Here is a 26,267-nt window from a genome sequence, read left to right as displayed (position 1 = left end):
CGGAGCCGCAGCCGTCGGCGCGTCCCCTGCGGGCTAATCCTGCGCCGGTGCTGACCGGCTCAGGGCCTCGCCGTCGTCGCCGAAATGGCGGGCGAAGGTTTCCTGCACGAGACGCCATTGCTCGTCGAAGGTGTCATCTTGATCGCATGAAATTTTCAGCGTCTCCAACGCCGAGAGCCAGCCCTGGGTCTTGCCGATCGCCATGAATCTGTTGAGGCGACGAGGACCCGGCGCCGTCGGCGTGTCGCTGTTCAACCCCAGCTTGCGTCCGCCGCCAAACCCGCTCGCCAGCTGCCCCAGCTCGTTGAACAGGCGGACCGCCGCCGCCTTTTCCGCCGCGCTCGGAATCAGCGCCTGACCACTCGGAATCCCGTAGGTGTTCGCCAGGATCTCCTGCCGCCGCCGTTCGTTGTCTGCCGCCGTGGTGCTGCCCCCCGGGTCCGGCGTGCCGAACTGCGCGAAGAACGCGTCGATCCGCCCCTCCTGCTCTTTCGCGCTCGGCGCGCCCAGGTGCAGCGGAATAATCCGCTCCAGTGGCGCCTGCGCCGGGCGGTCCGGATCACCCTCGTTGCCCGGATTCCAGGTCAGCACAAACACCGTCGAGGGATGCACCGGCACCTTGATCAGGTCGCCCGTCTCCGGACTGTTGACGTGGATCTCGCCGTCTTCCAGCATCGACTGGAGCGCCGTCGCCAGCTTGGGGTTGCGCACGATCTCGTTGACGCAGATCACCGAGCCCATTGCCGCCGCCAGGCCGATCTTGCCGAGCGCAACCTTCGACACGGTGGCGCCTGACTGGGGATCGGTCGTCAAGATCGTCGTGCCAATCATCTCGTCCATCGACGATTCGGGGGTGATATTCACCTCGGCGTAGTTCATGCCCTGGGTGATGTTCCCCTGTGCGTCGCGGGTTTTGATCGACGCCGCCAGCTGGCGCGCGGTCGTATTCTTGCCGGTGCCGGGCGGGCCGTAGATGCCAAACGCCCGTGACCAGGTGTTCTGGGCTTTGCCGCCGCCGAGCTGGAGCATCGCCGACATGGTGCGCAGAATCTTCTCGGTTTGCTCGTTGATCGCGAAGTTCGGATCGACGTCCGGCACCCGTTCGGTCAGCGGCCGGTCGAGATCGCCGCCGACGGCGCGCGGCACGTTGGTCAAGAACGGATCGGGCGCGTCGAGGACGACCAGATCCACAATATGTTCCTGCGCGGTTTTCGGCCGGGTGATGTCGATCGGCTTCCCCGCCGTGCGCACGCGCGGTCCCGTGCGCTCCTCATCCGGCGCCGGGCGCTCCGTGGTCGGATCGTCCGCCTGGGTCCGCCCACGCCGCCGTCGCCCGCCCGCCTCGCCGACCGGCAGGCCCTGGCCCGTCGCCGCGACGGCCTGCATCGCCGCCGCCAGCTCGCGCATCGCCGCGCCCACCTCGGACAGATCGGTCGCGGTGGTCGCCTGGGTCGCCGCCGTGGGTGCGATGGTCCGCAGATTGGCCGCGAGCGCCGCGGCAAAGGCGTCGGCATCCAGGGGAACGGTGACCTCGATCTTCGGCTCGACCGTGACCGCGATCGGCGGGACCGGAGGTGCCGCACCCGTCCCCTCCGGCGCGCCAATCGCCACGGTGGGGGCGGCACCCTCGCGCGGTGGCGCGGCGACCGGCTCCTCCACCGGAGACTGGGGATCGGCGCTCGGCGAGATCGGCGCCACGGCATCTGGTACGGATGCCGCCGTTGACGCCTCGGCTGCCGGCGCGGCGACCGCGGCGACCGGGCCGGTCTCCGCAGCGGTCCCCGCGCCATCCGCCAGAATCGGCGCATACGGATCAGTGGGCGTGTCATAGAAGCCCGTCGCGGGGTTGACGCCACCCGTCGCCGGATCGAAGGGGGCCGGTGCCGGGGTGGCCGGGGCTGCAGCACCTGCAGCGGGCGCCACTGCGGCGCTCGCGCCCGCCGCGGGACACACGTGCGCGTCGCCCATGAACTGCCCGCACGCGGGACACTTCTGGGTGCCGACCTGACCACCAAAGGTGATCGTTCCATTCCCGGCCAGCGGACCATTTTTGAACGCGATATAGGCCCCATCCGCGGCAGCCAGCGGCTCGCCGGTCCCCTGCTGGGCGCGAATCAGGTCGTTCGCCAGCGCGACATCGGAGGCCGTCTGCGGATGCAGGGCCAGGTACGCCATCACCGCCGCCACTTGCTCGGCCGAGGCGTTCGTCGCGCCCTGCGTATCGCCGACGGTCTGGGTGGCGGGATCGTACACGCTGAGCAGCTGCCCGCGGCCCTTGGTATAGACCTCCACCGTGCCATCGCTGGTTTCCACGATCTCGCCGTCGAGGAGCAGCCCCACCGCCGCATAGGTGGTGCGGCCCACCCCCACGCTCGGATTGGTGGGATGGGGATTGCGCTTGGTGGCACCTGGCACGGGCTCCACGCCGCTGTGGCGGGCGCTGCCCCAGGCGTTCGGACTCGTTACGCGCTGCCCGACGGTGTAGGTTTTGCCCTGGACCGTCACCGGCGTGCCGAGCGCGTCCGTTTTGCGATACTCGGTTCCGATGAAATGGCCCACATCGTAGGGCTGTCCGCCCGTGACGCTGGTGGTCGCCGCCGTCGCGACCTGATGCGCCGGTAAACTCGGCACGGACGCGGCAGTTCCGGGCACGGCCCCCGGCGCGAGCTGCCGGCCATATGCCTGGGCGGCTTGCCCGATCGCCGTCGGCGCGAGCGCCACGCGCTGCAAGCCGGTGGCGTCGAAGACTGGGACGACGCGCCCACCCACCGCCTGGGCCAGCGCAAAGCCGGATTCACTGCGGAACCAATCGGGCAGAAAGCCTCCGCCCAGCGCCTGCGGCAACCCGTCCAGCGTCACCGCGACCTGCTCGCCGCTGACGCCGTGGGTCATCTGAATGGGGCCCTGCCTGGCCTGCTCGATCAGCTTCGCCAGCACGCCCTCCGGATAGGCGGTCGCGGGCACCCGGAGGCGACGCCGCAGCGCGCGACCCATGGCCTCCGGCGTCGCCGTGGGCGGACAGATGTGGCCGCCCTGCGGCTTGACGAACTGGCCGCACGAGGTGCAGTGCAACCGCCCGATCGCGTTCAGGCCCCGCGCGTCGATCGTCCGCTGCTCCTGGCGTGCCGCCAGCACCTGGCGGGCGAGCGAGGGCAGGGTCTGGCCCCGTTTGAGCGCTTCCAGGGTTTGATAGACGACGTGGTAGCCGCGCTGGGCATCGGCGCGGGGCAGCCCAGACGCCGAGTGCGTTGGTGGCTTCAGCTGGGCGACCTGCATCTGTGCAAACAGGGCCCGGGTGCTGATCTCGGCCAGCTTGGGCAGCTGCTGATCGGTCACCGGCTGGCTGCGGGCGGTGGCGAAGATCTGTTCCAGCGCCGCCTGGGCCTCGGCCTGACCACCGAACGCGGCGGCTGCGGCGCTGCCAGGGCTGCACACATGGGCAAAGTATTTGTTGCGGTTGCCATCGCAGGACATGGACAAATTCCTTTCACGGTGTACTCGTGCAATGCCAAGGCTCAGGTTGGAAGCTCCGTGGTCGCATCGCGCAGCAGGGCGAGCGCGTACTGGGCATAGCCGCCCCAGGGCTCGCCCAGCGCGGCGATCGACTGGGTGCCGATGGCGCGTTTGAAGGTGGCGACGGCGGACGTCACGGAACTGGCGACGTTAATCAGCTCCATGACCGCATCGATCACCGTCTGATCCGGTTGGGGAGGGCCGCTGTCCGCAGCGGCCACGGCCGCGTCATCCGGTCCCCCAGCCGCACCTGGTTCCCCCACATCGGCGTCCCCGCTCAGGGCTGGCAGCTCGCGGGCCGCGCCGCCGTCCGGATCGGCCGCGAACCGCACCCGGCCGCGGGCCTCGTCGAGCGCCTGGTCCAGCGTGTAGGTACCCTTGGTCACCGTGCTGGCGATGCGGCGAATCTTCCGGGCCAGGCGCGGGTCCTCCGCAACCTCCTGCAGCAGCCGCTGTTGCTGGGCCGGCTCCAGCGTCCCCAGCGCCCGCATCGCCGCCGGACTGAGGTCCAGCACGCGGGCCTGCGCCTGCACCGCGCTGTCGAGCGACAACAACCGCATCCGGCGCTTCCGCTGCGCCGGACTGAGATCCAGCCCCAAGCGGTCCAGCACCTGCTCCCAGGTCACCACCGGACGGGTCGGCGCGAAGCCCACCGTGGCGAGGAGCGCCCCCAGCTGCGCGAGCGTCTCGGTCGGCGGGTGCTCCCGTCCGAGGATGTCCCGTGCGGCGACGCCGACGCCCAGCGCATCGGCATTGGCGCGGAACCAGGCGATGCGGAGCGCGCAGGCTTCGTCCAGGGCATCGAGGGCGGCGCGGTGGAGGTTCTCGACCAGGCGCAGTTCGTGGGCCAGGGCCGGATCAAGCGCGGGATAGACCAGACAGGCCAGCGTCGCCCAGCCGGCCGCGGTCACCGCGCGCACGCGCCGCTCGCCGGCGATGATCCGGTACGCGCCGTCGCCGCGGTCCTCGACCAACGGCGGCTGCGCGAGATACGGCTCGGACTCGACGGCCAGGCTGGCGATCAGATCGTCCAGTGCCGTCTCGGTGGCCCGTGGGTTCTGCGCCGTGGTCCGAATCGCCGCCACGGGCAGCACCTGGAGCGTGGGCGGTCCCGGATCAGCCGCCGGGCCGCTCGCAGCAGCACGGGCCGCGCCAGATTGGGGGGAAGATGTCTGCATGATCGTCCTGCGCCTTTGGTCGCCTTCGTTCAGACCCGAGTCCCGACGCGCCTAGTCCGGCTGGGCCGCCAGCCCGGCAGCATCAAGGCGGAGGACCAGTTCCTGCCACATCGGTTGCAGCCAGCCGCAGTGCTGCTCCGACAGATAGCCCGGCCCGACACCGTCCAGCACCTTCAGGGCGGCCTCAAGCGCGCCGGAGAGCTGCAGTGCTTCGTCCTCGGACCAATACTCGTGACCATCCGGCGGCAGCGAGCCCCGGCCAATGTCGCCCCGCTCCGAGACCAGCTTCCGGCCTGGACCGGTTGAAAACGGCAGCGCCAGCGTCGGATCGGGTTCAAACGTCGCGCGCTGATCGGCATCCACATCCAGCGGCAGCCCGTCGTCAGGATCGCCGCGCGCAGCCCGCTGCCCGGCTCGGGCGGAGCTGGGTGCGTCCGCGGTGTCTGCCGCATCCAGAGCCTGGGCCAGGGCTTCGGGCGACCAGTCAGCGATCCGCTCCGGTGCAGCGTCGGTCTGCAGCGGCGCGCTCAGTGCCTGCCGCAGCGCCGCGCCGACATCGTCCTGATCCTGCGCCTGCGCGATGAGCGCCTGCTGCTCGTCCGGCGGACGCTGCGCCAGCTCCCGCAAGGTGCGCTGGCTCACGTCGACGCCGGCCAGCGCGTCCTGGGCCTCCAGCGACAGGTCGAGCAGGCTCAGCAGACGCTTGCGCTGGTCAGCGGTCATCTGCACCAGGCCAATGGCCTCCAAGACCGTCGTCCAGGACACGCGGACGTGGGCGCCGCTGCTCAGGTAGGCGTCGCGGTTCGGAAAGCCGGACAGCGCGCAGAGCCGGTCGCGCAGCGCCGCGATCTGCCGGGCGGGACTGCCCGCCGCCGCCACGAGCACCGCCGTCTGCGTGCCATCATCGCCCGCATCGGCTTCAAAGGCGGCGATCTGGTGGCCGAGCCAGAGCAGCTCCAGCGTCTGGGCCAGCTCCAGCGGCGTCAGGGACTGGTGAAAGCCATTCGTGATGAGCTGACTCTGCTTGACAGCAAGCCAATTCACCTCGTCGCACAGGACACAGGGTACCTCGCGGAGGCCCGCCGCCTCCGCCGCGCGCTTGCGGCGGGCGCCATCGACCACGACATAGCGGCCGTTCCCCACGGGACGGACGAGCAGCGGCTGCTGGATGCCGGCGGCGGCGACGCTCGCGGTCAGCTCCTGCTGGCGATCGTCGGGAAACTCCTGGCGTGGCTGGGTCAGATCCTCGTCCAGATCGACGAGGGCGATCCGCAGCGGCAGGCCAGCCAGCTGATCGGCGACGGCCACGTCAGGCGCGTCGGTGGGTGCGGGGGTCGGGTGGTTCGGCATCGGTCATCCTTTGGACACGGGCGGTGCTCGCTCCTGGCGCATCCAGGGCAGCGACATTCCCGCCGAGACAGCTTGCAGCATCCAGCATAGCGCAGCAGAAGCGGGCTGGGGTGCGGCTTATCTGCCAATCGGTGTCGGTGATGGCCTATCCGCTGAGCGGGACTGTTGGGGGATGGGGGCTGTCGATCAGGCCGCCTGCCGCGCGTGGCGCGCGCGGGCCTGGGCATCGGCGGCGACCTGGCGCTGGAACTGGGCGACCAGATCCGGCACATTCCAGCAGCGCTGGGCGAAGGGGTCCTCGAAGCCAAGCCAGCGGAGGTCGCGAAAGGACGCCTCGAACGCCGCCAGCGCCTCGGCGGCGGAACAGAACCGAAAGGGCGGCTGCGCGATGAGCGACGCCGGAATGGCCAGACGCGGTGGCGGGGTCTCCGCCCGGAGCGGCCACACCAGCAGGGCACGGCCGGTGCCGCTGCCGAGCGCGCTGGACCGGTAGAGCACCACGCCGGGCAGCCCCTCCGCGAGGTAGCCCAGCTCAAAAAAGTCGGTCTGCGCATTGTGATAGAAGAAATAGCGGCGGTGCGTATCTGGCATAGTGTCTCCTCAGGAACATACAGAGTCATGCGTGAACGTGGGTGGTGATTCACTGGGTGGTTTGCTGCGCTCGGTCGTCCCCCACCAGCATACCAAGCCGTGTGGCCAAGATCAGCGCGTTATCTGCCACTTTGCCACGAACGGACATCGGGCTCATCGGCTTCCTCGTCGCCGCGGTGGTGCAGGCTGACCGGTGACCTCAGGCCCGTCGCCGTGCGTTGTCCTCTAATGCGGCGAGCGCTGGCGCACGCCACCGCGGCGCACGAATGCGCTCGGCTGCCCGGTAGAACGCGGCCCAGGCTCCAACGGGAATGGTGGTGCTGGTGGCAATCTCCACAATCGCTTTCGACCGCAGCTCTCCTGACCGGATGCCATCGACGATGATCGAGGCGGCGACATGCCTGCTGCCACGCGCCAAGGTTTCGGTGATGATCGATCTGACAATGTCGCGGTGGGTGGTGTCCTTCAGGAGGGTCGTGGCGCGGACCACCGGCTCAAGGTGGGCTGCTGGGGTCGTCGCGCCCAGGGTGCTCAACACGTCATACTGAATCGTGGAATCGACCCCTGCCTGCAGATCGGTCAGGGCTTCCGCCACGACCGCTGCTTGCGCGTCAGGCGCGGTCAGCGGAACCAGCTGCGCCAAGGCACGTGCCCGATAGGCGGGTACCCGCACCCGTCTCGCCAGCTCCAGCGCGCGGTCCGCAAGGGGTCCATCGCTCGCCCGGTCACCCAGCGCCCGGGCGACCTCGACCAACGCATGGGCGCGGACATCATCATCCGCAATCGCAGCAGCGCAGGTGAGCGCGGCCTGCACCGTGTGCTGGCGTGTCACGCCCTGCAGCGTGGCTGCTGCCTGCACGAGCGTGCGCACCTGCAGCCGTGGGCGTTCCTCCTGACGGACCCACCCAACGACGGCGTCCGCATGACCCTCGGCGATCAACTGGCCCAGGGCAGCCGCACGCGCGTCGTCGTCGAGATCCTGGCTAGCCTGCAGCCGCTGCCTGACGTCGACCGGCGAGCGCGCAGCAGCGGTCGCCTGCCGGGCGAGACGGGTCAGGCAGGCGTGGGACCCATCTGCTACCATCCATGCACCACAGTCGGGACAGCGCTGCCGACCGGCACGACGACACAGCAGGTCCACCAAGGCCATCGCCGCGATCCGCTCCTGGAGGGTGCCGCCCCGCTGCGGCGTATCCAACCCAACCCGGCCGACCTGCTTGACCGCCGTAAGCAACGCGTAGGCACCTGTGGACAGCTCATCGTCGATGGCGCCGTCCTCAAAGCGGACCATGGCCGAAAGGACGGCGCTCAACTCATCATCGGTCAGCGCGTCGCTTGCGGCCAGTCCAGCATGGCGCTGACGGTTCAGCCAGTCCACCAGCGTCGGCGTTGTAGCCAGAGTCGTGACCGCCTCGTCGATCACCCGCGGCACTGACCACCCAGAGCCATCATTGGGACAGTCATGCTGCGCTGGGTCGGCGACATAGGCAGGACAGCCGCCGCAGTGGATCAACCCCGCATCTTCGCACGCCGCCCGCGCAAGATCCAGACAGGCACCTTCCAGCGACGCGACTGGCACGCCAATGGCATACCGTGTTTCCAACTCGTGCAGGCGCATCAGAAAGTTCGCCGCGGCACCCCGCGCGGTTCCATACGTCTGCGGATCAGCGGCAAGTGCCTGCGCCAGGTCCACCAGGGCTTGCAGGTCAGGGCTCGGCTGGCGGAAGCTCGCAGGAAAGCTCCCACGGCCCGAGGCGACAGCGACGATCGTCGGCGTGACCTGGATCGGTGCGGCAGGCAATATCGCCGGACAGCCATGGTCCCGTGATGGTGACATGAACTGCTGGCACTGCGGGCATCGAAGCAGACCGCTCGTCTCCGCGAGAAAGCGCGCAAAGGCGACATCATGCGCAGCCGTCGGCGACCAATCGTTGAACGGACGCTGCTGCTGCCACGCCGCGGCAGCCAAACGCCAATCGATCGGAGCATCGGGCGTACTCAGGAGTCCATTGGCTGTTCCGCGCAGTCCCGCAATCGCCGGCCGGGCATCCTGGTCATGGATGCCATTCACCAGATTGAGGCAGGGCAGCTGCTCGATGCGGCGGGCGATCACCTCGCGCATGCGGACGTGGCTCTGCTCCGTCGCGGGCGTCGTTTCGCCCGCCGCCCACACGATCGCCACAAAGGCCCGGGTTGCCGCCGCGCTCGGACCGGTGGCGGTTGCTCCCAGGTACGTTTCGGCCGCCGCCCGCACGCGTGAGGGGACGGCTGGCCCACACAGCCCCTGTGCCGCCCTCGTCAACGCCGCATGCACCGCCGGCGCGGTCAACTGCTCCAGTCCCTGCCGATCCTGGTACGGTGGCTCGGTTTGAACGCGCAGCGCTGGAAAGGTGTCGATGACGCTGCGGATCGCACAGGCATGCTGCCCTGCGGCATCTTGGAACTGACCGCACTGGGGACAGCGCGGCAGACCGGCTGTCTCGGCGAGCGCGACGGCAAATGCCGCCGCCGTGGATGGATCGGCCTGATAGGCCGCTGCGGCTGCCGCTAACGCAGGTGGAACAGGCTCGTCGCGGTCGTCTGCCGCGCTCACCACGCCCTCGGCCGCACGATCGAGCTCGCGCCGCAGAGCGGGATCACCATCCGCCACATCACCGCGCGCGAGGTCAAGCAGACGGGGCACGCGCATGAATGCCTGCTGCATTTCTTCGGTACGGATCAGACGAGTCATGGATTGGTACAACTCGTCCTCGCTCATCGTTGCAGGGTCCAGCGCCCCACGCATCAGCGCCGTGAGGAATCCGGCGAGCGGTGGTCGATCGGGATCGACCGGGATGGTGCCCAGGTGACCAGCCAAGGCATCCATCTGTGCCGTCACGGTTCGCTGGGGCCCGGATGGGTGCTGCCTCACGCCACGAGCAGCGAGCAGATCATGCGTCACGTCCGGGAGGGGTTTGCCCTGCTCGATCGCGCGGAGCGTTTGCTCGATCGCCGCATAGCCTGCTTGAGCAGCCGCGCTTTTCGGCAGCGCAAGGGAGTGGCCTGGACGTGGCTTGCCATGGACGGGTGGTTTGAGCTTGGCAGCGAGCATCCGATGGAAGAGCGCGGTACACCCGGCTTGCGCTGCCAAGAAAGCCGCGCGTGCCGACGGAGACATATCCCCGGATCGCCACTGCCGCTGATCCGTTCGTTCAGCCTGGCTTTTCGCCGTTTGGTACACCGATTCAAGGACGCTTGCCGCCAGGTTGGAATCGCCGTTGCCCAACGCCGCGGCAACCGCAGGGTCTGCCGCCATCTTCGTCGTAAATGCTGCTCGGTTGTTATCGCAACTCATACCCCTGCCTCATCCGTCTGTCGGAGCCGATAACGGGGATTCCATCCACCACGAACAAGCTCGAAGCGACCAGCAAACACCAGCGCTCGCTCGACACGGCGTACGTGTGCCATTTCGCTGGTAGCTGGCTCGTCAGGTATCCCCATCAGCCGACCAATATCATCTTTGTCGAACACATCCTTTGGTAGGCAATGGGCATTGTTAACCGCCCACTCCTCCCACGTTTGCGGGCCAAGCACGCGGGCATCTTTGTCGGATGACGGGAGCCATCGCCGAGCACCGATCCGCGCGTCGTTTGGACATCTACCATCGCACCGTTCGCGCAACCGAAACCACGCCGCAGACGTTTCACGCTGTCCCCGAGCCGTGCGCTCCCAAACGCAGCCACAGGAAAGGGTCAAGCGGGCACCGATTGGAACCTCGCCGGGATCGTCCTTAAACGTGGTCGAGGAAACGGCGTTTGGCATGGCGGCAAGCAGGGAAATAGCGCGTGCTGTGGTACGAGCGGCGATCTGCCAATCAGGCGTGTTCCGAGCCTCGGACCAGGCGCGGATCGGCACCGGACTGTCACTGCGCAGCAGATAGTCGCATGCCACGCTCAACGCATCACGATCCTCATCGGTCAAGCGCTCAGCTTCTGTGATAGCGGCAACCCGTGGAAGTGTTTTGAGGACATGCCGTGCTGCTCCAGAAGGCGTGTGCTGTTCCAGAATCGCATGTGCCAGCTTCGGCAGGTTCTGCCGCTGCTCGATCGCGCGAATCGTCTGGTGAATGGCTCCATAGCCACGCTGGGCATCTTTCCGGGGGAGGCCGTTCGCGGCATGGGTTGGTGGCGTGAACCCAGCCTGCCGCATCCGTGCAAACAACAGGCGCGTCGCGCTCTCGGCCTGCACGAGCAGGCTCGCTCGTTCTGCTGGATCGTCGGGCAACGGCTGATTGCGCGCCACATTGAACACCGCCTCCAGCACCTTCGGGGCGATCACCGAGCCACCAAGCGCATCGGCGAGCGGTCCGCCATGCTTCGTCAACGCGGCAACATACGTCTTTCGATTCTGGTCGCAACTCATCACGTACCGCTCCATGTAATCTCGACACAGGTAGCCAGATTCCTCGCCACCGCCGAAGCAGTGCGGCATAGGCACTGAAATGGCGCCTGTACCTGGTGGTCGTGTACCGTCCAAACGCCACATTAAACTCGCCGCGCCGATTGAAGCGACACAGGCCGTTGAAGCCGGTGCGGTTCAGGTGGTGTATATGCGCACCCCCTCACGCGGTCAGCGAAACGGCGGAACCGGACGGACCGCGATCGCGGTTGGCTTCGGACCGGGATCGGTCGTACCGGTCAGCTGGGCCTGCCGATCTGCTGCGGCGGATGTCTCGACACGCTGGTTTGCGTGGTTGTGATGCCCTGAATCAGCATGTTCAGACATCCCCGTATCCTGCCGTGCGCACGGTCGAAGGCCGTAGGGCCTGGTAGCGTCGGCTGCGGACGGCATGTCTGGACATGCTGGTTTGCGTGATTGTGATGCCCTGAATCAGCATGTGCAGACATCTGCCTTATGTGGCGACACGCCCGGTTGTTCGCCTGGCGTGGATTTCGTCCATCACGAGCTGCAGGCTTTCGTCGAGCAGCGCGCGCAGCTCCGGCGCGAGGGCGAGGGCGCGCACCGCCTGAATCTGGCGGATCAGCGCGCTGTTCGCCGACAACAGCTCGCAAACCGCCTCGATCGCCGCCACGTCGTCCACGGCGCGCAGCTCCGGCTCGTCACACGCATCTGCGTAGCGGTTAATGTAGGGCGTGTGGATCTCCAGCAGGCCATGCAGCACCTTGGCCACCGCATGCGCCGTCTGCTCCAGGTGTTCCCCCGCGGCTGGCACCGCGACACAGCACCGGCCCCCAAAATCCAGAAAGCCGGCCGTGACCTGTTCGGCATCGATCGCCCGCGCCACCTCCGCTGCATTGGCCCACTCCGGCAGCTGGAGCGCCACGCCGACGAGCGGGCGCAGCACCACCTCGCTCGCCACATCGGCATGGGCGACGATGTGGGCACGCAGCTGCTCGGCGAGCGCGCGATCCTCACCCAAAGGAACTCGTGATCCCCGGACCGGGGACAGCGGATCATCGACCGCCAAGGTTCAAAATGCGTCGTACGTCAGGGTCATTGTGTCCTTCTTTCTGGCGCTGATCGAACGTCCATCCCGGCGTTTGCGCTCGCCGGTCCAGCCCCAATCCGCAGGTCTCAACGAGCATGATCGCGAGGTCTCGCCACGCGATTTGCCGCATCAGGACGCACTATCCCGCATGGCGAGACGTGGTCCTCACGGCAGGTCACACCCCAGTGCGTGGCCGTTGACGGACGGCGCGGCTCCGCATCCGTGGCTCCTGCCGCCCGATCCACCCCGACGCATGCACCTACCACCAGACGCGCGCCGGTCCGTGCGCAGACCCGAGGTCTCGCCACGCGATTCGTCCGCCTGCCGTGCCAGGATGAACAGGCCGTGCAGCTGGTCGCCGAGGGGATTCCCAGCGTCGTGACCGGCGGTTGCCAGCACGGTGAGCCGGGTGATCCCGATCGAGCGACCGTTCCGCTGGCCCAGCGCGCCCTGGTCGATCATGCGGCCATGCCCCAGAGCAGCCACGAGCCGACGAGCAGGGCCACGACCGTGATCAGGGGTTCGCCGACCACGGCGAGCGGTCTGGGCAACCCGAAATCCCGTGCGCTGATCGGGTGCAGCAGGGGCACGCCTGCCACGGTCACGAGGTCGCCACACAAATGCAGCCACTGAGATCCGACCAGCGCCGCCGGCACGAGCGCCCAGATCGGCTGTCCATTCCGCCAGAGCGCCACCGCCAGCGCGGCCAGCACGCCACCAAGAACGAGGCTGTGCGTCAGGCGGCGATGCCCGCCCGCGCCGATCCGAATCAGCCGGAGCAGCAACCAGCCGAGCAGCGGCCCGACGAGCAGGGCGCCGAGGAGGAGCCCCACGACGGCGGCACCTTCGGGACGCATCGGTAGCCGTCCCTGCGCGGCGAGGGCATAACCGACCAGGCCAACCAGCGGCGCAGCAATCAGGGCCACCGCCGCTTTCAACCGGCGGGACATCCACGATCCTGGCTCGTCCAGATCCGGCCAGAGGTTTAAGAGCGCGGAGCCGAGGATGATCCCAAGGCCCGTGAGGCCGAGCGGAATGATCGGCGCGCCCAGCTGCCAGACGCCGCTCGGCAGCGGTAGCACCTGGGTATGGTCCAGCCAGCGGGCAAGGCCCAGGCCGCCCACCGCCCCAATGATCAGATGTGTTTGAAAGCCCGACATGACGACGTCCCTTTCTGCACTGTGGGCCCGCACGTGCCGCTGGAGGCGCGTATCGAGGCCGTGCTGCTATGATTCCGGTGTTCCTGGTGGATCGGCTCGATTGCGCCGTTCCTGGCCGCTCTGAGGGGCGTCCTGGTCCCCGGCGGCGGGTCCGTCACATCTCGCCTGCGGCTGTTTCGACCGCTCCCGATCACCATGTGACACCTGTTTAGTTATGTCAATATACTCGAAGGATCTCACCCGTCACATCCCCTGCGACGCCTGCCCAGGGTAGGGACGCACGCGCTCCTACTCGCTGACCTGCCAGGTCTGCCGATCTGCTCTTCGGCGATCGCCACCTGGCACGCGCGCGTCCCTAGTCCCATTCTGCCCGCCTGCGGCTGCCGACCTGGTGTACGCTGCCGACGTGCCCCTGCGCACCCGCCGACGAGCCGCTCCAGCCATATCCTGCCGACATGGCCTGGTCGCTTCCACCCAGCGCGGCGCGGACCCAGGACTGCGGCGCTCGCACCGGGGGCTAGCACGCTCGCTCCCTCGCTGGCGCTCGGATGCTCCGTGCGTCCCCCTGGGAGTGGGATCGCGCGCGTCCCCAGTCACAGCACCACCTGGCTCGCAGGGCAGCAGCAATGCAAAGCAATGCAGAAGCAATGCAATGCAGGGCAGATTGCAGGGCAGATGCAGGGCAGATGCAGGGCAGATGCAGGGCTTCACCTTGCCCCGCCTTGTGTCGCCTGGCTCCGCCTCGCCGAAGCAGCGCGAATCGCCCGGATGCGTGTCCTGACCTTGGAACCGGACTGGCCCATCCGAGCTGCGGATCGGACTCGTGATCGGGGCCGCATGCACGTATAATGTCGGGCGGTTTTTCCGCTCTGGGAGCGCCGAAACCCCATCGTCTGTGGCGCGGTTATGGCGCGGTTATGGCGCGGTTGTTGCACGGTTATGGCGTCGGTTATCGCGTCGGTTATGGCGCGGTTGTGGCGTCGGTTGTGGCGTCGGTTGTCGCATGACTTAGCGACCCGTCACGGGCGCCGGCGTGAGTCGTTCCGGCAATTCCGGCACCCACGCCGCCACCAGCGACCCCCAGGCGTCTGGTGACCCCACCAGCGATCCCAGGAGATTCGCCCGCTGCGGCGGTACATCCTTCAACGTCAGATACTCCCCCCACAGCGCCCCATACACCGGATGGGTCGCCTTGCTCGGCGTCGAGATGACGCCCGGTCCGCCCGGCCACGCATCCTGCCATTCCCGCGCGATCTGTGCTGCCCGCTTGCCCGGCGGCACCAGAAACACCGGCAGCACGGGGCCGCCCAGGGTCTGGTGATACACCCGCTCCGCCGTCAGCGTCCGGTACATCAAGCCTTTGCCGAGCAGCACCTTCAACGGCTCGGTGCCCCGGTCCACTTCCAGCGCCAGCCGCACCGTCTGATGCTGCGGACCGTCCGGCGAGCCGTCATGCCAGGGAATGTCCCACCCGGATCGCGCCTGGGTCCGCTGCTGCGTGTTGAACCGAATCACCAGGATCGCGTCGATCCGCTGGCGGGGATCGCTCACATACTCGACATGGCAGAAGATCGCGTCGACCATCGGGCAGCGCCGCGCCGCGTCGATCATCGACACGCACCACGACGCCGCCAGCAGATCGTGGGCCAGCTGCGCTTTCGGCACGTCCGGCGCGCGGCGATCCCGCGTCCGCAGCGCCGCCAGGCTCGGCGCGTAGGGTTCCAGATCCAGCGCGTCGAGGAGATTCCTGCCTTCCGGCGTCAGCCCGTAGATGTAGGGCAGCTTCAGCGTGCGCTGCCGACTCCCCGTCCTGGCCGGCGCGATGTCGGCATGCGCCGTCTGGGTGTACCAGATCAAGCCCAGCTTGACCAGGTGGCTCAGGCGGCGAAACATCGTCGTCCGATCCACCCTGGGAAAAAACAGGTCTTTGAGCCACCGGCTGGCCATGAACTCCAGCCGTCCGAGCGCGCGCAGGACCGCCATGTCCCGCTCGTCGCCCAGGCCAATCAGATCTTCAATCGGCAAAATCGCTGTCATGGAATGAGTCCTTTTCAGATATGGTACGTGGGACGCGAGCGACGCCGGCTAGGCGTCCACGTCCGGTTCAAAGCCTTCAAAGCCGCCCACCAGATCGTCGGCCGCGCGCCGCTTGCCCCGCGCCGCCATCAGCTCGTCGAGCGTCGGAATCGTGTCCAGCTGGGTCCGCGTCGCCCGGTCACGTTCCGCGGCGAGGGCTGCCACGGTGTCCTGCTGCATCAGCTCCTCGGCCGTCGGCGCGCCCAGCGGACCGGCCGGCGCGACACGTTGGGGCGGCGCGTTCCCACCACCCTTCTTCGCGGCTTTCTTGGCGGCTTCCGCCGCCGCCGCCCGCTCTTTACGCACCTGGCTCGCCTCCCGCGACGCCATCAGCAGCGCGAACGCCATTGCCTCGGTTTCTAGCTTCGGCACGCCCGATCCCAGATCGGAGAGGATGCGAATCCGGTCGACTTTCTGCTGCTGGATGGCTGCCTGCCCCTCCAGCTCCGGGTCGATCCGCACGCAGCCGGGATGATCCAGGATGAACTGCCGCCGGGCCTGACGGTGGGCTTTGGTCCGCGCGCAGAAGGCGTCGAAGGCCGCCGGGTTGTGCATGCAGACCGCGCCCAGCCGCTGCACCGCCTCGTCCCAGCGCACCTTCGCCAGCTCATGAAACCGTAAGATCGTGGCATCCAGCTCGCGCTCCCGGCTATTGGCCGCCGGCGCCAGCAGCGTCCGCCAGTTGCGGTACACCCGTGGCGGCGGCTCTTCCTGGACCAGCTCCGGCTTGGGCAGTGGCTCGGCGCTGAACAGGTTGCCGCGCCCGGCCAGCTTGAGATACTGGTGCAGCGCGTAGTTGTGGACCGGGTGGACTTCCATCTGGGTAAAGTCGGTCTGGGTCAGGCCCAGCGCCCGGTACAGGCTGGCATAGGTGCTCGCGTCGTCGGCCTCGCAGCCCAGGATCACCCGCGTCCCGGCGTTATCGGCCAGCGCGCCCATCACCTCGGCGTCGAGCTGGCTCAGGCCCTGGTGGACATACACCTGGCCGATCCGCATCGAGCGAAACTGGCTGAGCATCGTCTTGAAGAGCGGGATGTTGTCGTTGGCGATCACCTGCACCTCGTCCACGATGATCGGCCAGTCGGGACGCTGGGCTTCGGGGACATTCGTGCGCGACAGCGCGGCCAGGCGCAGCTGAGTGAGGAGCAGCGTAATCGCGATCGACGCGATCTGACCCTGGCTGGCGCTCACCCCCATCAGCAGGATGCCGTTGCTATCCATCAGCTTGCGCAGGTCGATGCTGCACGACGGCGCGACCAGCATCGCCTGCAGTTCGGGAAACGACATCAGCTGGTCAAGCCGCCGCTCGAACGAGGCCAGCGATGCCTGCTGGGTCTGGGGCATCTCCGGGAAGCGGCGGTCCCAGAAGTCCTGGACCTGGATGAACGCGCCCGGCAGCCGCCCCACCACCTGCGCCCGGTAGTCCTCGTCGCCGAAGAAGCGGATCAGGTGCATCAACGTCGGCTGCGGCTCGCCGCCGAGCAGCGCCAGCATGCCGAAGTTGGCAAACTGCTTGATGCCGACGGCCTCGTTGAAGCGCGGATCGAGCGTCGGAAAGATGTCGAGGACGGTCGAGGCCATCATCGACGGGTCGAGGCCGAGCGATTTCGCCAGCGTGGGGCTGAGCAGGTTCATGCCCGGTCGCAGGTCTTCGCCGGTGATCCGCGAGCCGTCCAGGTTGACGATCGTGACGTCCTTTTCCCGGCCCAGGGGGATAATCGGCAGCGCCGTGTTGACCAGATCTTTCGCTTTACAGTCCAGGCCCATAAACCCGGCCCCGGCGCGGAGCAGCCCCTGCATATAGTTGAGCAGCATCACCGACTTGCCGCGGCCCATCGGCGCGGTAATCCAGGCGATGAAGCGGAACATATCGTAGGGCATCCCGATCGGCGCCCAGCTCCCGTCGCTGCGCTCGCCCATCCCCATCGCGAGGTGGTGGGGATTGTGGGGATCGATAAAGGCGTTGGCGGGCGGCGGCAGCCACTGGGCCATCACCCGCTCGACCCGATCGGCGAAGTCGGCGGTCGGCGGACACCAGAGGGTGGCGATTTCGGCGGCACTTAAGATCATGCTGGTCTCCTTGGTTGCTTGGGTGGATGGGATATTAGGACCGATGACCGAGCCAGTCGCTCCAGATCGGCACGACGCGCGGATTGCGAACGGGCATCACGCTCGCGAGTACCGTGGCGAGACGCTGGGGCAGACCGGCCCGCGTCCTCCGGTACCACAGCGTGCCGAGAACCGCGCGCGGCAGGGCGACGAGCGGCACGGGGAGCGCCCAGATCGCCGGTCCCAGCCCTGACGAGAGGGGGGTTCTCGACACGGCAACCAGCGCGCTGAGAACGGCCGCGGCGAGGATCACGCCCGTAACCCAGGCGAGTCGCGCGCGGGTGACGGGGAAGGGTGGCGGCGCGGGAATCACCGCCGGCAGCACCTGAATCGGGCCGGCGACGAGCCGCTGTTCCGCGTTGGCGATCGCCTGCGCTGAGGCGGCCAGCGCCGCGCAGATCGTGGTGACCATCGTCTGTCCCGCTTCCGGCGAGGCCGCCACGACGATCGCCCGGACATGCAGGTCGAAGGCCGGTCCGGCGGCTTTCTGCTCCAGCACCCGCTGTTCGCTCGACCCGGCGTCGAGCTTTAGCCGCTCCAGCATCGCCAGCACCCTGGTTCGCCAGGCGCGATCCGCGACGGGGCGGAGCAGAATCTGGAAATCGCTCACAAAACAGTCGCGCAGCGGCGACAGCGTTTGCAGCAGGCCACTCAGCAGCGGACTCTCGCGGGATGGAATCGCGATTGCCAGGGCCTCCGGCCCCTGGAGCTGGATGTCGGTCCAGCAGACGACGCGGCCCGGCTGCAGCTCGGCCAGCAGCGGGTCGGGCTGCACGTCGATCTTGGTGCCGCGGCTCACGCCCTGAAACACCTTTTGCAGACTCGTGACCAGGGTGGGCGGTCCCTGCACGCTCAGGCCCTGGACCACCGCCAGCTCGGGCCGCCCGGTCCAGCGCAGCACCACCGGCGTGCCGTCGCCGCGCAGCAGATTGGCGCGGGGCAGGAGGCCGTGGAGCGTCCGGAGCAGCGTCACGCCATCCTCCGGCTTCAGCGTCACGCTAAACGGCGTGCGCAGCCGCAGATAGGTCCGCTCCAGCGTGAGGGGACGGGTCCGCTGCGCGTACAAACTCATCAGGTGCTGGATCAGGCTGCCGATCAGCCAGAACCCGGCAACGGCCCAGGCGAGGTACAGCCAGGTCAGCAGGGGCTGGGGCGGGATCGGCGCGGTGCCCGCCGGCGGGAAGGACTGCATCAGGGTGGGTTCGAGACCCTGCCAGAACCAGCCCTTCCAGTCATACCCGCCGACCGGCGAGGGCAGCTTCGGCACGCCAAAGAACCCGATTGGCGCGAGCGCGGCGGCGAGGCGGATCAGCGCCTGACGCGATTGCTGGGTGTTGTAGCGGACCGCCAGCGAGACGGGCTTGGGCGATGTGGTCGGTTTGGCACGGGCGCTTGGCATCAACGTTCCTCGTCAGCTCAGGATTCAGGTCGGTGTGGGTGGGCTCTGATCCGGTCGATCGGCAGCGGACCCCGCCGCGTCAGACGGCGACGCGCCTGGCCAGTTCGGCGCGCATAATCCGCACCAGCCGGTCATGGGTCTTGGTGCGCACGGCGCCGCCGGCGGGATAGCGCTGGCGGTTCATCCGCTGCAGCAACGCGTCGTAGCGTTCCTCCTGCGCGCGCAGCGGCCGTTTGTTCGCGACCACGCGCTCCACGATGTCCCAGGCGTCGACGTCCGCGACCAGCCGCGGCACGACGACCTGATAGATCCGCTCGCGGGCGGCTTCGGCCTGCGCTCCCCGATCGAAGCCGCTCAGGTCGCGCATCAGGGCGAGCAGCGGGACATCGGCCTGCCAGGCGGTCCAGATCGCATCGTCATCCGCATGCGCCGTTAAGCCGGACGCCGAGGCTGCCTCCGGAGCCACGTCCGGCGCGTCCATGCCGCCAGCGGCAGACGACAACGCGGTCGTCGCCGCGCCGCTCGGCGGGCGGCTGCTCCCGGCGACCATACCGTCAGGAGTCTGCGCGTGGGCACCCGCCTGGACCGGGGCGCGACCGAACGGCTCGTCGCTCGACAGCGATGGCAGGATCACACCTGCTGCCGCCTGGGTTGCTCCCAGGCGCGTCCGCTCGGCGAGGTGGCGATCGATCCCGGCCTTAACCGCCTGCCGGATCGTCGCGGGATCGCGCTCGGGGCAGGACGCGGCGATCTGGCGGACCAGCGCCGGGATGCCCGTGCCCGCCTGCCAGGTCGTCCAGATCCGCGCGTCCGACCAGCCCGGCACGGTTTCCGCTGGTGCCTCCGGCGCGAGCAGGCAGCCATCGCCCACGAGGACCAGGTCGTCGTCGCTCGTCCCCGCAGCGGCAGCCACGGTCGCCGGGAGGTCGTCCGCCGCGGGGTGCTCCACGGCGTCGCGGGGCAGGCCGTGTTCGCCGTTCCTGCCAGCGGCTGCATCGCGGATCGCTTGTGGCTCCTGCGTCCCAGCTTCGACCAGCTGACCATCCGGCTGCCCCGCGCTGTCCGGCGCATCATTCCGCGCCGGCGGGTCTTCGCCATCCGGCGACGCGCCGAGTCCGTGCGCCCTGGGAGGCGTCGAGGTGGGGACCGGCTGCGGCGCCAGGCGCTCGGCAATCAGTCGATCGATCAGGGCCTTGACGTCGATCCGCAGCGCCCGTGGATCGAGCTGCGGATGCTGCGCCGCGAGATCGCGGACGATGGCGGGGATGCCCATTCCACTCCGCCAGCGTGTCCAGATCGCTTCTCCATCAAGGGTGATGTCGCCCAGCCACAACGGTGCACCACTGCGGAGCGCGATGGAATCGTCCGCGTCGTCCATGAGCCCTGAGTCATCGCCACCAATCAGGACCGCCCCGTCGACTGCACCCGCGCTGGGGATCGGCAGGGGCGCAGCATCAGGCGCAGGCAGCGGACTGAACACGGGTTCGAGCACCGGGCTGTATGGCGGATCGGCCTCGCCACTGCTCGTCACAACCATAATCGAAGACTCGTCTTCGGGAGGAGATGGGGACATGACCTGCGGAGCGGCATCGGTGGGATCATCCACGCTGATGCCGAGGGATGGCAGGTCAGACGCGGCTGGGAGCGGCAGGGCAGGCCCATCATGCTCGGACTCCTGATCCACGTCGGCGAGCGCGCTGGTCGGCGCTGCGGCCACGGGTTCCAGCTCGCGCCTGGGAGCCGCCGGTGTGCCCGGCATCCAGCGCCGCCGAGGTCGTGCCGCCAGCACCGAGCGGCGTGACGCTGGCTGATGCGCCTCGTCACTCGTCTCGTCGTCCTGCCGGGTAAGACCATCCAGCGGCAGCGCATGCCCCATGGTGTCATCGGTCGCAGCGGCAAGCAGCAGATCGTCGGGAGCCGGATCTCCCTCCCGTGTCTGCGTGTCGGCCAGCGTCAGGTGGGCCGCTCCGAACAGCTCACGCGCCCCTGCCAGGAGGCGATCCGGAGCGGGTTCCGGCCGTGGCTCGTCGCGCGCGGGCAGTGCCGCGAGCAGGGTCGCATCCGGCGCGAGCGGATCGTCGCCGCCAGGTGGGGTGTCCAGCAGCAGAACGAACCCGATCGGCTCGTCGTCCTCGACGAACAGCAGATCATCGAGCGTCAGATCGCCAGCGCCACCGGGGACCTCGTTGGGATCAAGCAGGGCCACATCCCAGTCGTCGAGCGACGCGAGATCGGTCAGCACCGGTTCCACGTCCGTGTCGGCGGCACCCACTGGCGCGGCTTCGAGCAGCAGATCGACGGCCGGATCGTCCAGCGGCAGATCCCAGGTCGATTCGTCCGGCAGGGTGACTCCCGGCGTGAGCAGCACGGCGTGCAGGTCCAGGGTGGCACCGGCCAGGTGGACCGTCGCATCGTCAGCCGCGACGGCGGCGTCAGCAGGTGCCGCCGTTTCCTGCGCCGGAACAGCATCGACCACGTCCACGAGGGCGGGTTCGGCTGGATCGGTCAGGTCGTCCTCGGTCGTCTCCCCCGCATCACGCGGCAGTCCCAGGAAGGGATCTCCGGCCAGCGCCGCCAGAGTATCTGGCACGTCATCTCCAATCACGGCTGGCACCTGCTCGTTCGTGGTGCGTGCCGTGGCATGGACCACGGTTGCTGGCGTTGGTTCATCCCAGCTCAGGATCACCGGCGCGGCGCGTGGCACATCCCGCGCTCCATCAGGTTCTTCCGTGGCGATCGCGTCCGGCAGCTCAGGCGCCTGGTCAGAGAGGAGGGCGGCGGTTGGCTCCACCGTGGTCGGGGGACCGGCATACCAATCGTCCGCATCATCCTGCGCTGCCGCCGTGTGGTGCTCCGGTCCGTCGAGCGTGGTCACCAGCGATGTATGGAGCGCCAGGTCGAGGCCCGTCGGCTCGGCGGTCAGATCGGCGCTTAAGCGGATCTCCGCCCCGCCCGTGGTCGACGTGAGCAGCCAGCCATCGGAGGCGGCGCGGAGCGTGGCGTGGGCGGCGGCGTTCCCGCCCAGCACGAGTTGGATCGCGCGCGTCCCCAGTGCATCCGGTATGGCGAGCGCCGCGGGACGGATGATCAGCAGCGGTCGCTCCCCGTCGCCTGCCGCCGCGCAGGCCGCCAGCACCAGGTTGGCCAGCAGATCGCCTTCACCCGTGCCCTGGTCCACCAGGATGACGCCGCCGCCGGCCAGCAGCACGCCGGCCAGATCATCGCCCGGTCGCGCGGTTAAGCCCCGCACCGCCTCGGTCGCGAGATCGGCCAGGCCGACCTGCGCCAGCACGTGGGCAAACGGATCGGGGAGCGGATCGGGCAGCGGCTGTCGCGCGCCGGCAGCCTGGAGGATGGCCTGGAGCACGTCGCGCTCCAGCGCATGCCACGGGATCGCGGCGCTGGCCCACAGATCGCGCCCGTCGAGCAGGCGAATACGCGCGGCCCATGGCGCAAGCACGCCATCGGTCAGCAGCAGCCGGGGCAGGATCGCCAGCACGCCCATCCCCTGCCCCAAGGCGCGTCGGAGCAGCGCGAGGACGGCCTGGCGCTGCCGGGCCAGCGGCGCGTCGAGGGCCAGCGTGAGGGCATGCCAGGCCAGCGTGACGCCCGTGCCGTCCGGCGTCACGCCCAGCAGGAGGCCCGGCGCGCCGGGGGCTGCCAGCACGCTGGGATCGGACGCGGCACCTGGGGGGACGAGGTGAGCGGCAGACCCGGCATCCCGTTCAGCAGCGGATGGCGCGGCTGGTGGCTGGCTGGTCGCCGTCGGGAGGGTCACGGTGGGCGTGCTGCGCGGTCCCAGCCAGGGCGCGCCAGGATAGGCGTGCAAGCGCACCGGACGGGCGAGGACCTTGGCCGCCACCGCCGGCAGGAGCGTGACCGTCCAGCCCCGGTCACGGAACGCGCGCAGGCGCTCCCGGTCGTCTGCCGACGCGCGGAGGAGCCCGGCACAGCGACCGGGTTTCCAGTGCAGCTGGACGCTCAGGGAAGCCCAGGGGAGCGTGTCGAGATCGAGCAGCGGCTGCGCCTGGGGAGTGGGGTGCAGCAGGGCGCGGATCGTCCACTCCGGGCGGTCGGTAATCGCCGCAATCGGCGGCACCGTCGCGTCGCCGCCCAGCAGAATCGGGAAGACTTTGGTCGTCAGCACGTCGGCGACGGCATCCGGGACATCGATCACCCAGGCCACATAGGGCGTCGGCTTGTAGGGTGGTCCCACCAGCACGGTGCTGATGATGAAGCGGCCCGCGTGCGTCAGCAGCCGCTGCAGTTCCTCGGTCACGATGGCGTCCGGACTGGTGATGGGAATGGTGATTCGGTAGCGCATCCTTGCTCCAAGAGCATGTCTGGGATCACGGCGGCGGGCAGACCTTCCCCTGCCACCGATACAGCTAGCCGAAGCATAGCGCAGGGGAGCGCCGATCGGACCCGGCTTATCTGCCAATGTTGGGGCGTGTCGGCCTATGGAGGAACTGGGACTATTGGGGGACTGATCCCGATCGCGAGTGCACCGAGACGGGTCCGCGCTGGGGCATGCACGACGGAGCGCAGCAGATTCACCGCAGCCGCGGCCCGAACCAGACCGGATGCCTGATCAGCTGCCTGGGCTATGTCGAGACGTGAAATGAGAAGGGGCCAAAAGGAGCAGGCGCATCGGATAGCACCTTCCGACGCCCTCCGGTTCACGATCCCACATTGGCCCTGGTCCATGTCGCTTGAAGAGCGTTGAGCGTCTGGCGCGTCTGCTCGGTGTCGGGATGCTGCAGGCCCAGCCGCTGCTCGAAGATCAGCAACGCCTGCTCAAGATACTGTCGCGCATGCGCCACCTCGCCTTGCGCATGCAGCACCTCGCCCAGCCCACGCATGCTCCGGGCCGTGTCGGGATGGTCGGTTCCGAGTACCCGTTCATAGATCACTAACGCCTGTTCATAGGAGCGCCGCGCCTGCGCGTACTGGCCTTGAGCGGCAAGCACCTCGCCGAGATTGAGGAGGTTGTACGCGATATGGCGATGGTCGGCCCCCAGCACGCGCTGCTGGATCGCTAACGCCTGTTCATAGAAGCCTTGCGCTTGCGCGTAGGCTCCTTGAGCCCGGAAGACCAAGCCCAGATTGATGAGGTTGACGGCCGTCCACGGATGGTCCACGCCCAGCACCCGCTCCCGAATCGCCAGCGCCTGCTCATGATAGTGCTGCGCTTGCGCGTAGGCTCCTTGGGCACGCAGCACCTCGGCCAGATTGCTGAGGCCATGAGCGGTGCGCGGATGATCCAGGCCCAACGCCTTCTGCCAAATGGCTAACGCCTGCTCATAGCAGTCCTGCGCTACAGCATACAGCCCTTGCTCGTACAGCGCGCAGCCCAGATTGTTGAGACTGTCCGCCGTCATGGGATGATCCAGGCCCAGCACCCGCTCCCGAATCGCGACGGCTTGTTCATGATAGTGCTGCGCCTGCGTGTATTGTCCTTGTTCACTGAACAGCCATCCGAGGTTGTTGAGGCTGCTGGCGGTGTCGGCATGGTCCCTGCCTAGCATCTGCTGCCGGAGCGCCAACGCCTGTTCCAGGTAGTGCTGTGCCTGCGAGTACTGTCCTTGTTCGAGGAGCACCAGACCCAGGACGCTGAGGCTCCCGGCCGTGTCGGGATGGTCGGTCCCCAGCATCTGCTCCCGAATCGCGACGGCCTGTTCCAGGTAGCGCTGGGCTTCTGTATACACACCGAGTTCCCGCAGATGAACGCCCAGGACATGGCATAACGCCGCTGTGCGGGCATCCGCACGCGCCTGGGCTGCCTCAGTCATGAAGCGGAGATGGGGCTGGACGGCCAGTAACAGGTGGGGATTCCCGTGCTTGTTGGGGTCCTTGGCGACCCGCACCATGGTCGTTTCCACCGCCGCTTCGACCGCTCCGTCGACCAGCACGGCCCGTGCAAAGGCCGCGAGGAGCCGATGCAGACGGAGCGCGCCTGCGGCATCGGTGTCCAACAGGCCCAGGTCGATCAGCCGCGTCAGGGCGTCCTCAGCTGCCAGGGCGCCTTCTGGGTCGTCCCCAGGCAGATCCAGGGTTTGGAGCAATAACCAGCGCGGCAGTGGCTCTCCGGGCGCGAAGCAGGCAGCATGCGCGAGGAGCGTGATCGCCAGCACATCCGTCGGATCAGCCGGATCGAGACGCGCGTAGCTCTGCTCAAAGGTGCGCGCCACATGCTGCACATGCTGCGTCGGCGACAGCCCCGCGGCTTGCAGCGAGCGATCGTCGAGGATGGTTGGGGCATCGAGGCGCGCGCGATACTCGGCCGGGGTGAGCGCATGGCGATATTTGGCGAGAAAGCTGCCGGCCAGATGCAGCGCCAGGGGCAGATGGCCGAGTGTCTCAGCAATCGCAGCAAGATCGGCGTCGTCGGCAGGCACGTCCGGGCGGAACTGGCGGAGCAGCGCGAGACTCTCAGCGCGGGTCAGCACATCAAGCGGCACCGTCTGCACGCCCAGCGCCAGGTCCCAGTGATGGCGGCGGCTGGTGAGCAGCACCCGGCAGCCGCCGTGCGTGGGTCGCCATCGCTCCAGCAGGGCCTCGTCCTCGCAGTTATCGAAGATCAGCAGGCGCGGCGTGGCGCTCGCCCAGGCAGTCAGGACGAGTTTGATCTGCTCGTCGAGCGGCAGGGTCCCGAATTCGGGGCGGAGCTGCATCCCGCCTGTGTCGCCACACGCAGCGACCTCCGCGGGGACCGCCGCGGGATCGGCGAAGCTGAGCCAGAAGACGCCGCCAGGGAAGAATTGTCCGTAGCAATGCACAAATTCACACGCCAGTTGCGTCTTGCCGATCCCGCCCAGGCCCGTCGCCGCGGCGATCTCCAGCTGCCCAATCGCGGCGGTCGTCCCGATGTGGAGGGCCGTGGCCAACTGGCGCAGGTCGGCATCCCGCCCCACGAAGAGTGGATTGCGGCGGAGCGGCATGCGCGAGCCAGGCGGCAGCGGCGCTGGCGGGGGCACGCGGTCACGCGGAAGCGGCTCCATTGGCGGCTGGGTACTGGATTGCGGACCGTCAGGGTCGGAGGCGATCGTGCTAGCTCCGTCATCCGCAGGGCGCTCCCCGCGGGCGACCTGGAGAAAGCGCGCGCGCTCGTTGGGGGGAATAGCCAGGCAGGTCGCCAGACGATCCGCCGTTTCCCGCGAGGGACGCCCCAGATCCTTTTCCCATTTGCGGATCGTCACGACCGCACAGCCCACGCGCTCCGCTAAGGCGGCCTGGGTGAGATCCAGAGCTTTGCGGCGGCGGCGGACCCACGCGCCCAGCGACGGCACGGTTTCCTCATCGGACATGACCCAGTCCCCCAAGCATGCGCGCGGCACACGAGCGCGGCGAAGTAGTGGGGGGTAGGCCGGAGTGATCCTCGCGCTGATTATACCTTGGATCAC

At 68.4% G+C, this 26,267-nt stretch carries 14 protein-coding genes and 1 pseudogene; 1 reads left to right on the top strand and 14 read right to left on the bottom strand.

What is annotated here, in order from left to right; translation table 11 throughout:
* Nucleotides 1–33: 33 nt before the first annotated feature.
* The 12 genes and pseudogenes from VFZ66_27910 to VFZ66_27855 form a co-directional block, all read right to left on the bottom strand.
* Entirely contained in the window at nt 34–3,474 is a 3,441-nt protein-coding gene (locus tag VFZ66_27910) for a MoxR family ATPase (protein ID HEX6293040.1), read from the bottom strand.
* Between the two features lie 41 nt (nt 3,475–3,515).
* A complete protein-coding gene (locus VFZ66_27905; protein ID HEX6293039.1) occupies nt 3,516–4,598 on the bottom strand; it encodes a ParB N-terminal domain-containing protein in 1,083 nt (360 codons plus the stop codon).
* Nucleotides 4,599–4,742: 144 nt separating this feature from the next.
* Nucleotides 4,743–6,041 (bottom strand): ParB/RepB/Spo0J family partition protein, encoded by a 1,299-nt coding sequence (locus VFZ66_27900; GenBank protein ID HEX6293038.1) that lies wholly within the window; start codon nt 6,039–6,041, stop codon nt 4,743–4,745.
* Nucleotides 6,042–6,227: 186 nt separating this feature from the next.
* Complete coding sequence (locus tag VFZ66_27895) at nt 6,228–6,632, bottom strand: hypothetical protein (GenBank protein HEX6293037.1); 405 nt, start codon at nt 6,630–6,632, stop codon at nt 6,228–6,230.
* Between the two features lie 199 nt (nt 6,633–6,831).
* Nucleotides 6,832–9,966 carry a hypothetical protein gene (locus VFZ66_27890; protein ID HEX6293036.1) on the bottom strand — a complete coding sequence of 1,045 codons (3,135 nt, stop codon included), beginning with the start codon at nt 9,964–9,966 and terminating at the stop codon, nt 6,832–6,834.
* Nucleotides 9,963–11,033, bottom strand: a complete 1,071-nt coding sequence (locus tag VFZ66_27885; GenBank protein ID HEX6293035.1) for a hypothetical protein — start codon at nt 11,031–11,033, stop codon at nt 9,963–9,965. The genes VFZ66_27890 and VFZ66_27885 overlap by 4 nt, the downstream gene beginning before the upstream one ends.
* Before the next feature lie 97 nt (nt 11,034–11,130).
* Nucleotides 11,131–11,211, bottom strand: a pseudogene (locus VFZ66_27880) (DNA adenine methylase).
* 312 nt (nt 11,212–11,523) lie between these two features.
* Nucleotides 11,524–12,051 carry a hypothetical protein gene (locus VFZ66_27875; protein ID HEX6293034.1) on the bottom strand — a complete coding sequence of 176 codons (528 nt, stop codon included), beginning with the start codon at nt 12,049–12,051 and terminating at the stop codon, nt 11,524–11,526.
* Between the two features lie 527 nt (nt 12,052–12,578).
* Nucleotides 12,579–13,280 (bottom strand): metal-dependent hydrolase, encoded by a 702-nt coding sequence (locus tag VFZ66_27870; GenBank protein ID HEX6293033.1) that lies wholly within the window; start codon nt 13,278–13,280, stop codon nt 12,579–12,581.
* Nucleotides 13,281–14,288: 1,008 nt separating this feature from the next.
* Nucleotides 14,289–15,317, bottom strand: coding sequence for a replication-relaxation family protein (locus VFZ66_27865; GenBank protein HEX6293032.1), 1,029 nt, complete (start codon nt 15,315–15,317; stop codon nt 14,289–14,291).
* Nucleotides 15,318–15,365: 48 nt separating this feature from the next.
* The gene (locus VFZ66_27860) at nt 15,366–17,426 is read right to left on the bottom strand and encodes a type IV secretory system conjugative DNA transfer family protein (GenBank protein HEX6293031.1); all 2,061 of its coding nucleotides are present in this window, start codon (nt 17,424–17,426) and stop codon (nt 15,366–15,368) included.
* Between the two features lie 34 nt (nt 17,427–17,460).
* On the bottom strand, nt 17,461–18,657 hold the full coding sequence (locus VFZ66_27855) for a hypothetical protein (GenBank protein ID HEX6293030.1): 1,197 nt from the start codon (nt 18,655–18,657) through the stop codon (nt 17,461–17,463).
* Between the two features lie 4 nt (nt 18,658–18,661).
* Between VFZ66_27855 and VFZ66_27850 the strand changes: the two genes are divergently transcribed.
* Entirely contained in the window at nt 18,662–18,784 is a 123-nt protein-coding gene (locus VFZ66_27850; GenBank protein ID HEX6293029.1) for a hypothetical protein, read from the top strand.
* Nucleotides 18,785–18,943: 159 nt separating this feature from the next.
* On the opposite strand, the gene VFZ66_27845 is transcribed toward VFZ66_27850, so the two are convergent.
* On the bottom strand, nt 18,944–23,080 hold the full coding sequence (locus VFZ66_27845) for a hypothetical protein (GenBank protein ID HEX6293028.1): 4,137 nt from the start codon (nt 23,078–23,080) through the stop codon (nt 18,944–18,946).
* A 463-nt stretch (nt 23,081–23,543) separates the two neighbouring features.
* Entirely contained in the window at nt 23,544–26,171 is a 2,628-nt protein-coding gene (locus VFZ66_27840; protein ID HEX6293027.1) for a tetratricopeptide repeat protein, read from the bottom strand.
* Between the last annotated feature and the right edge of the window lie 96 nt (nt 26,172–26,267).

It is taken from the genome of Herpetosiphonaceae bacterium (assembly GCA_036374795.1).
In the GTDB taxonomy this organism is placed as follows: Bacteria; Chloroflexota; Chloroflexia; order Chloroflexales; family Kallotenuaceae; genus LB3-1.
The sequence above is the reverse complement of the archived record's forward strand: the minus strand, read 5'-3'. Positions and strand labels throughout refer to the sequence as shown.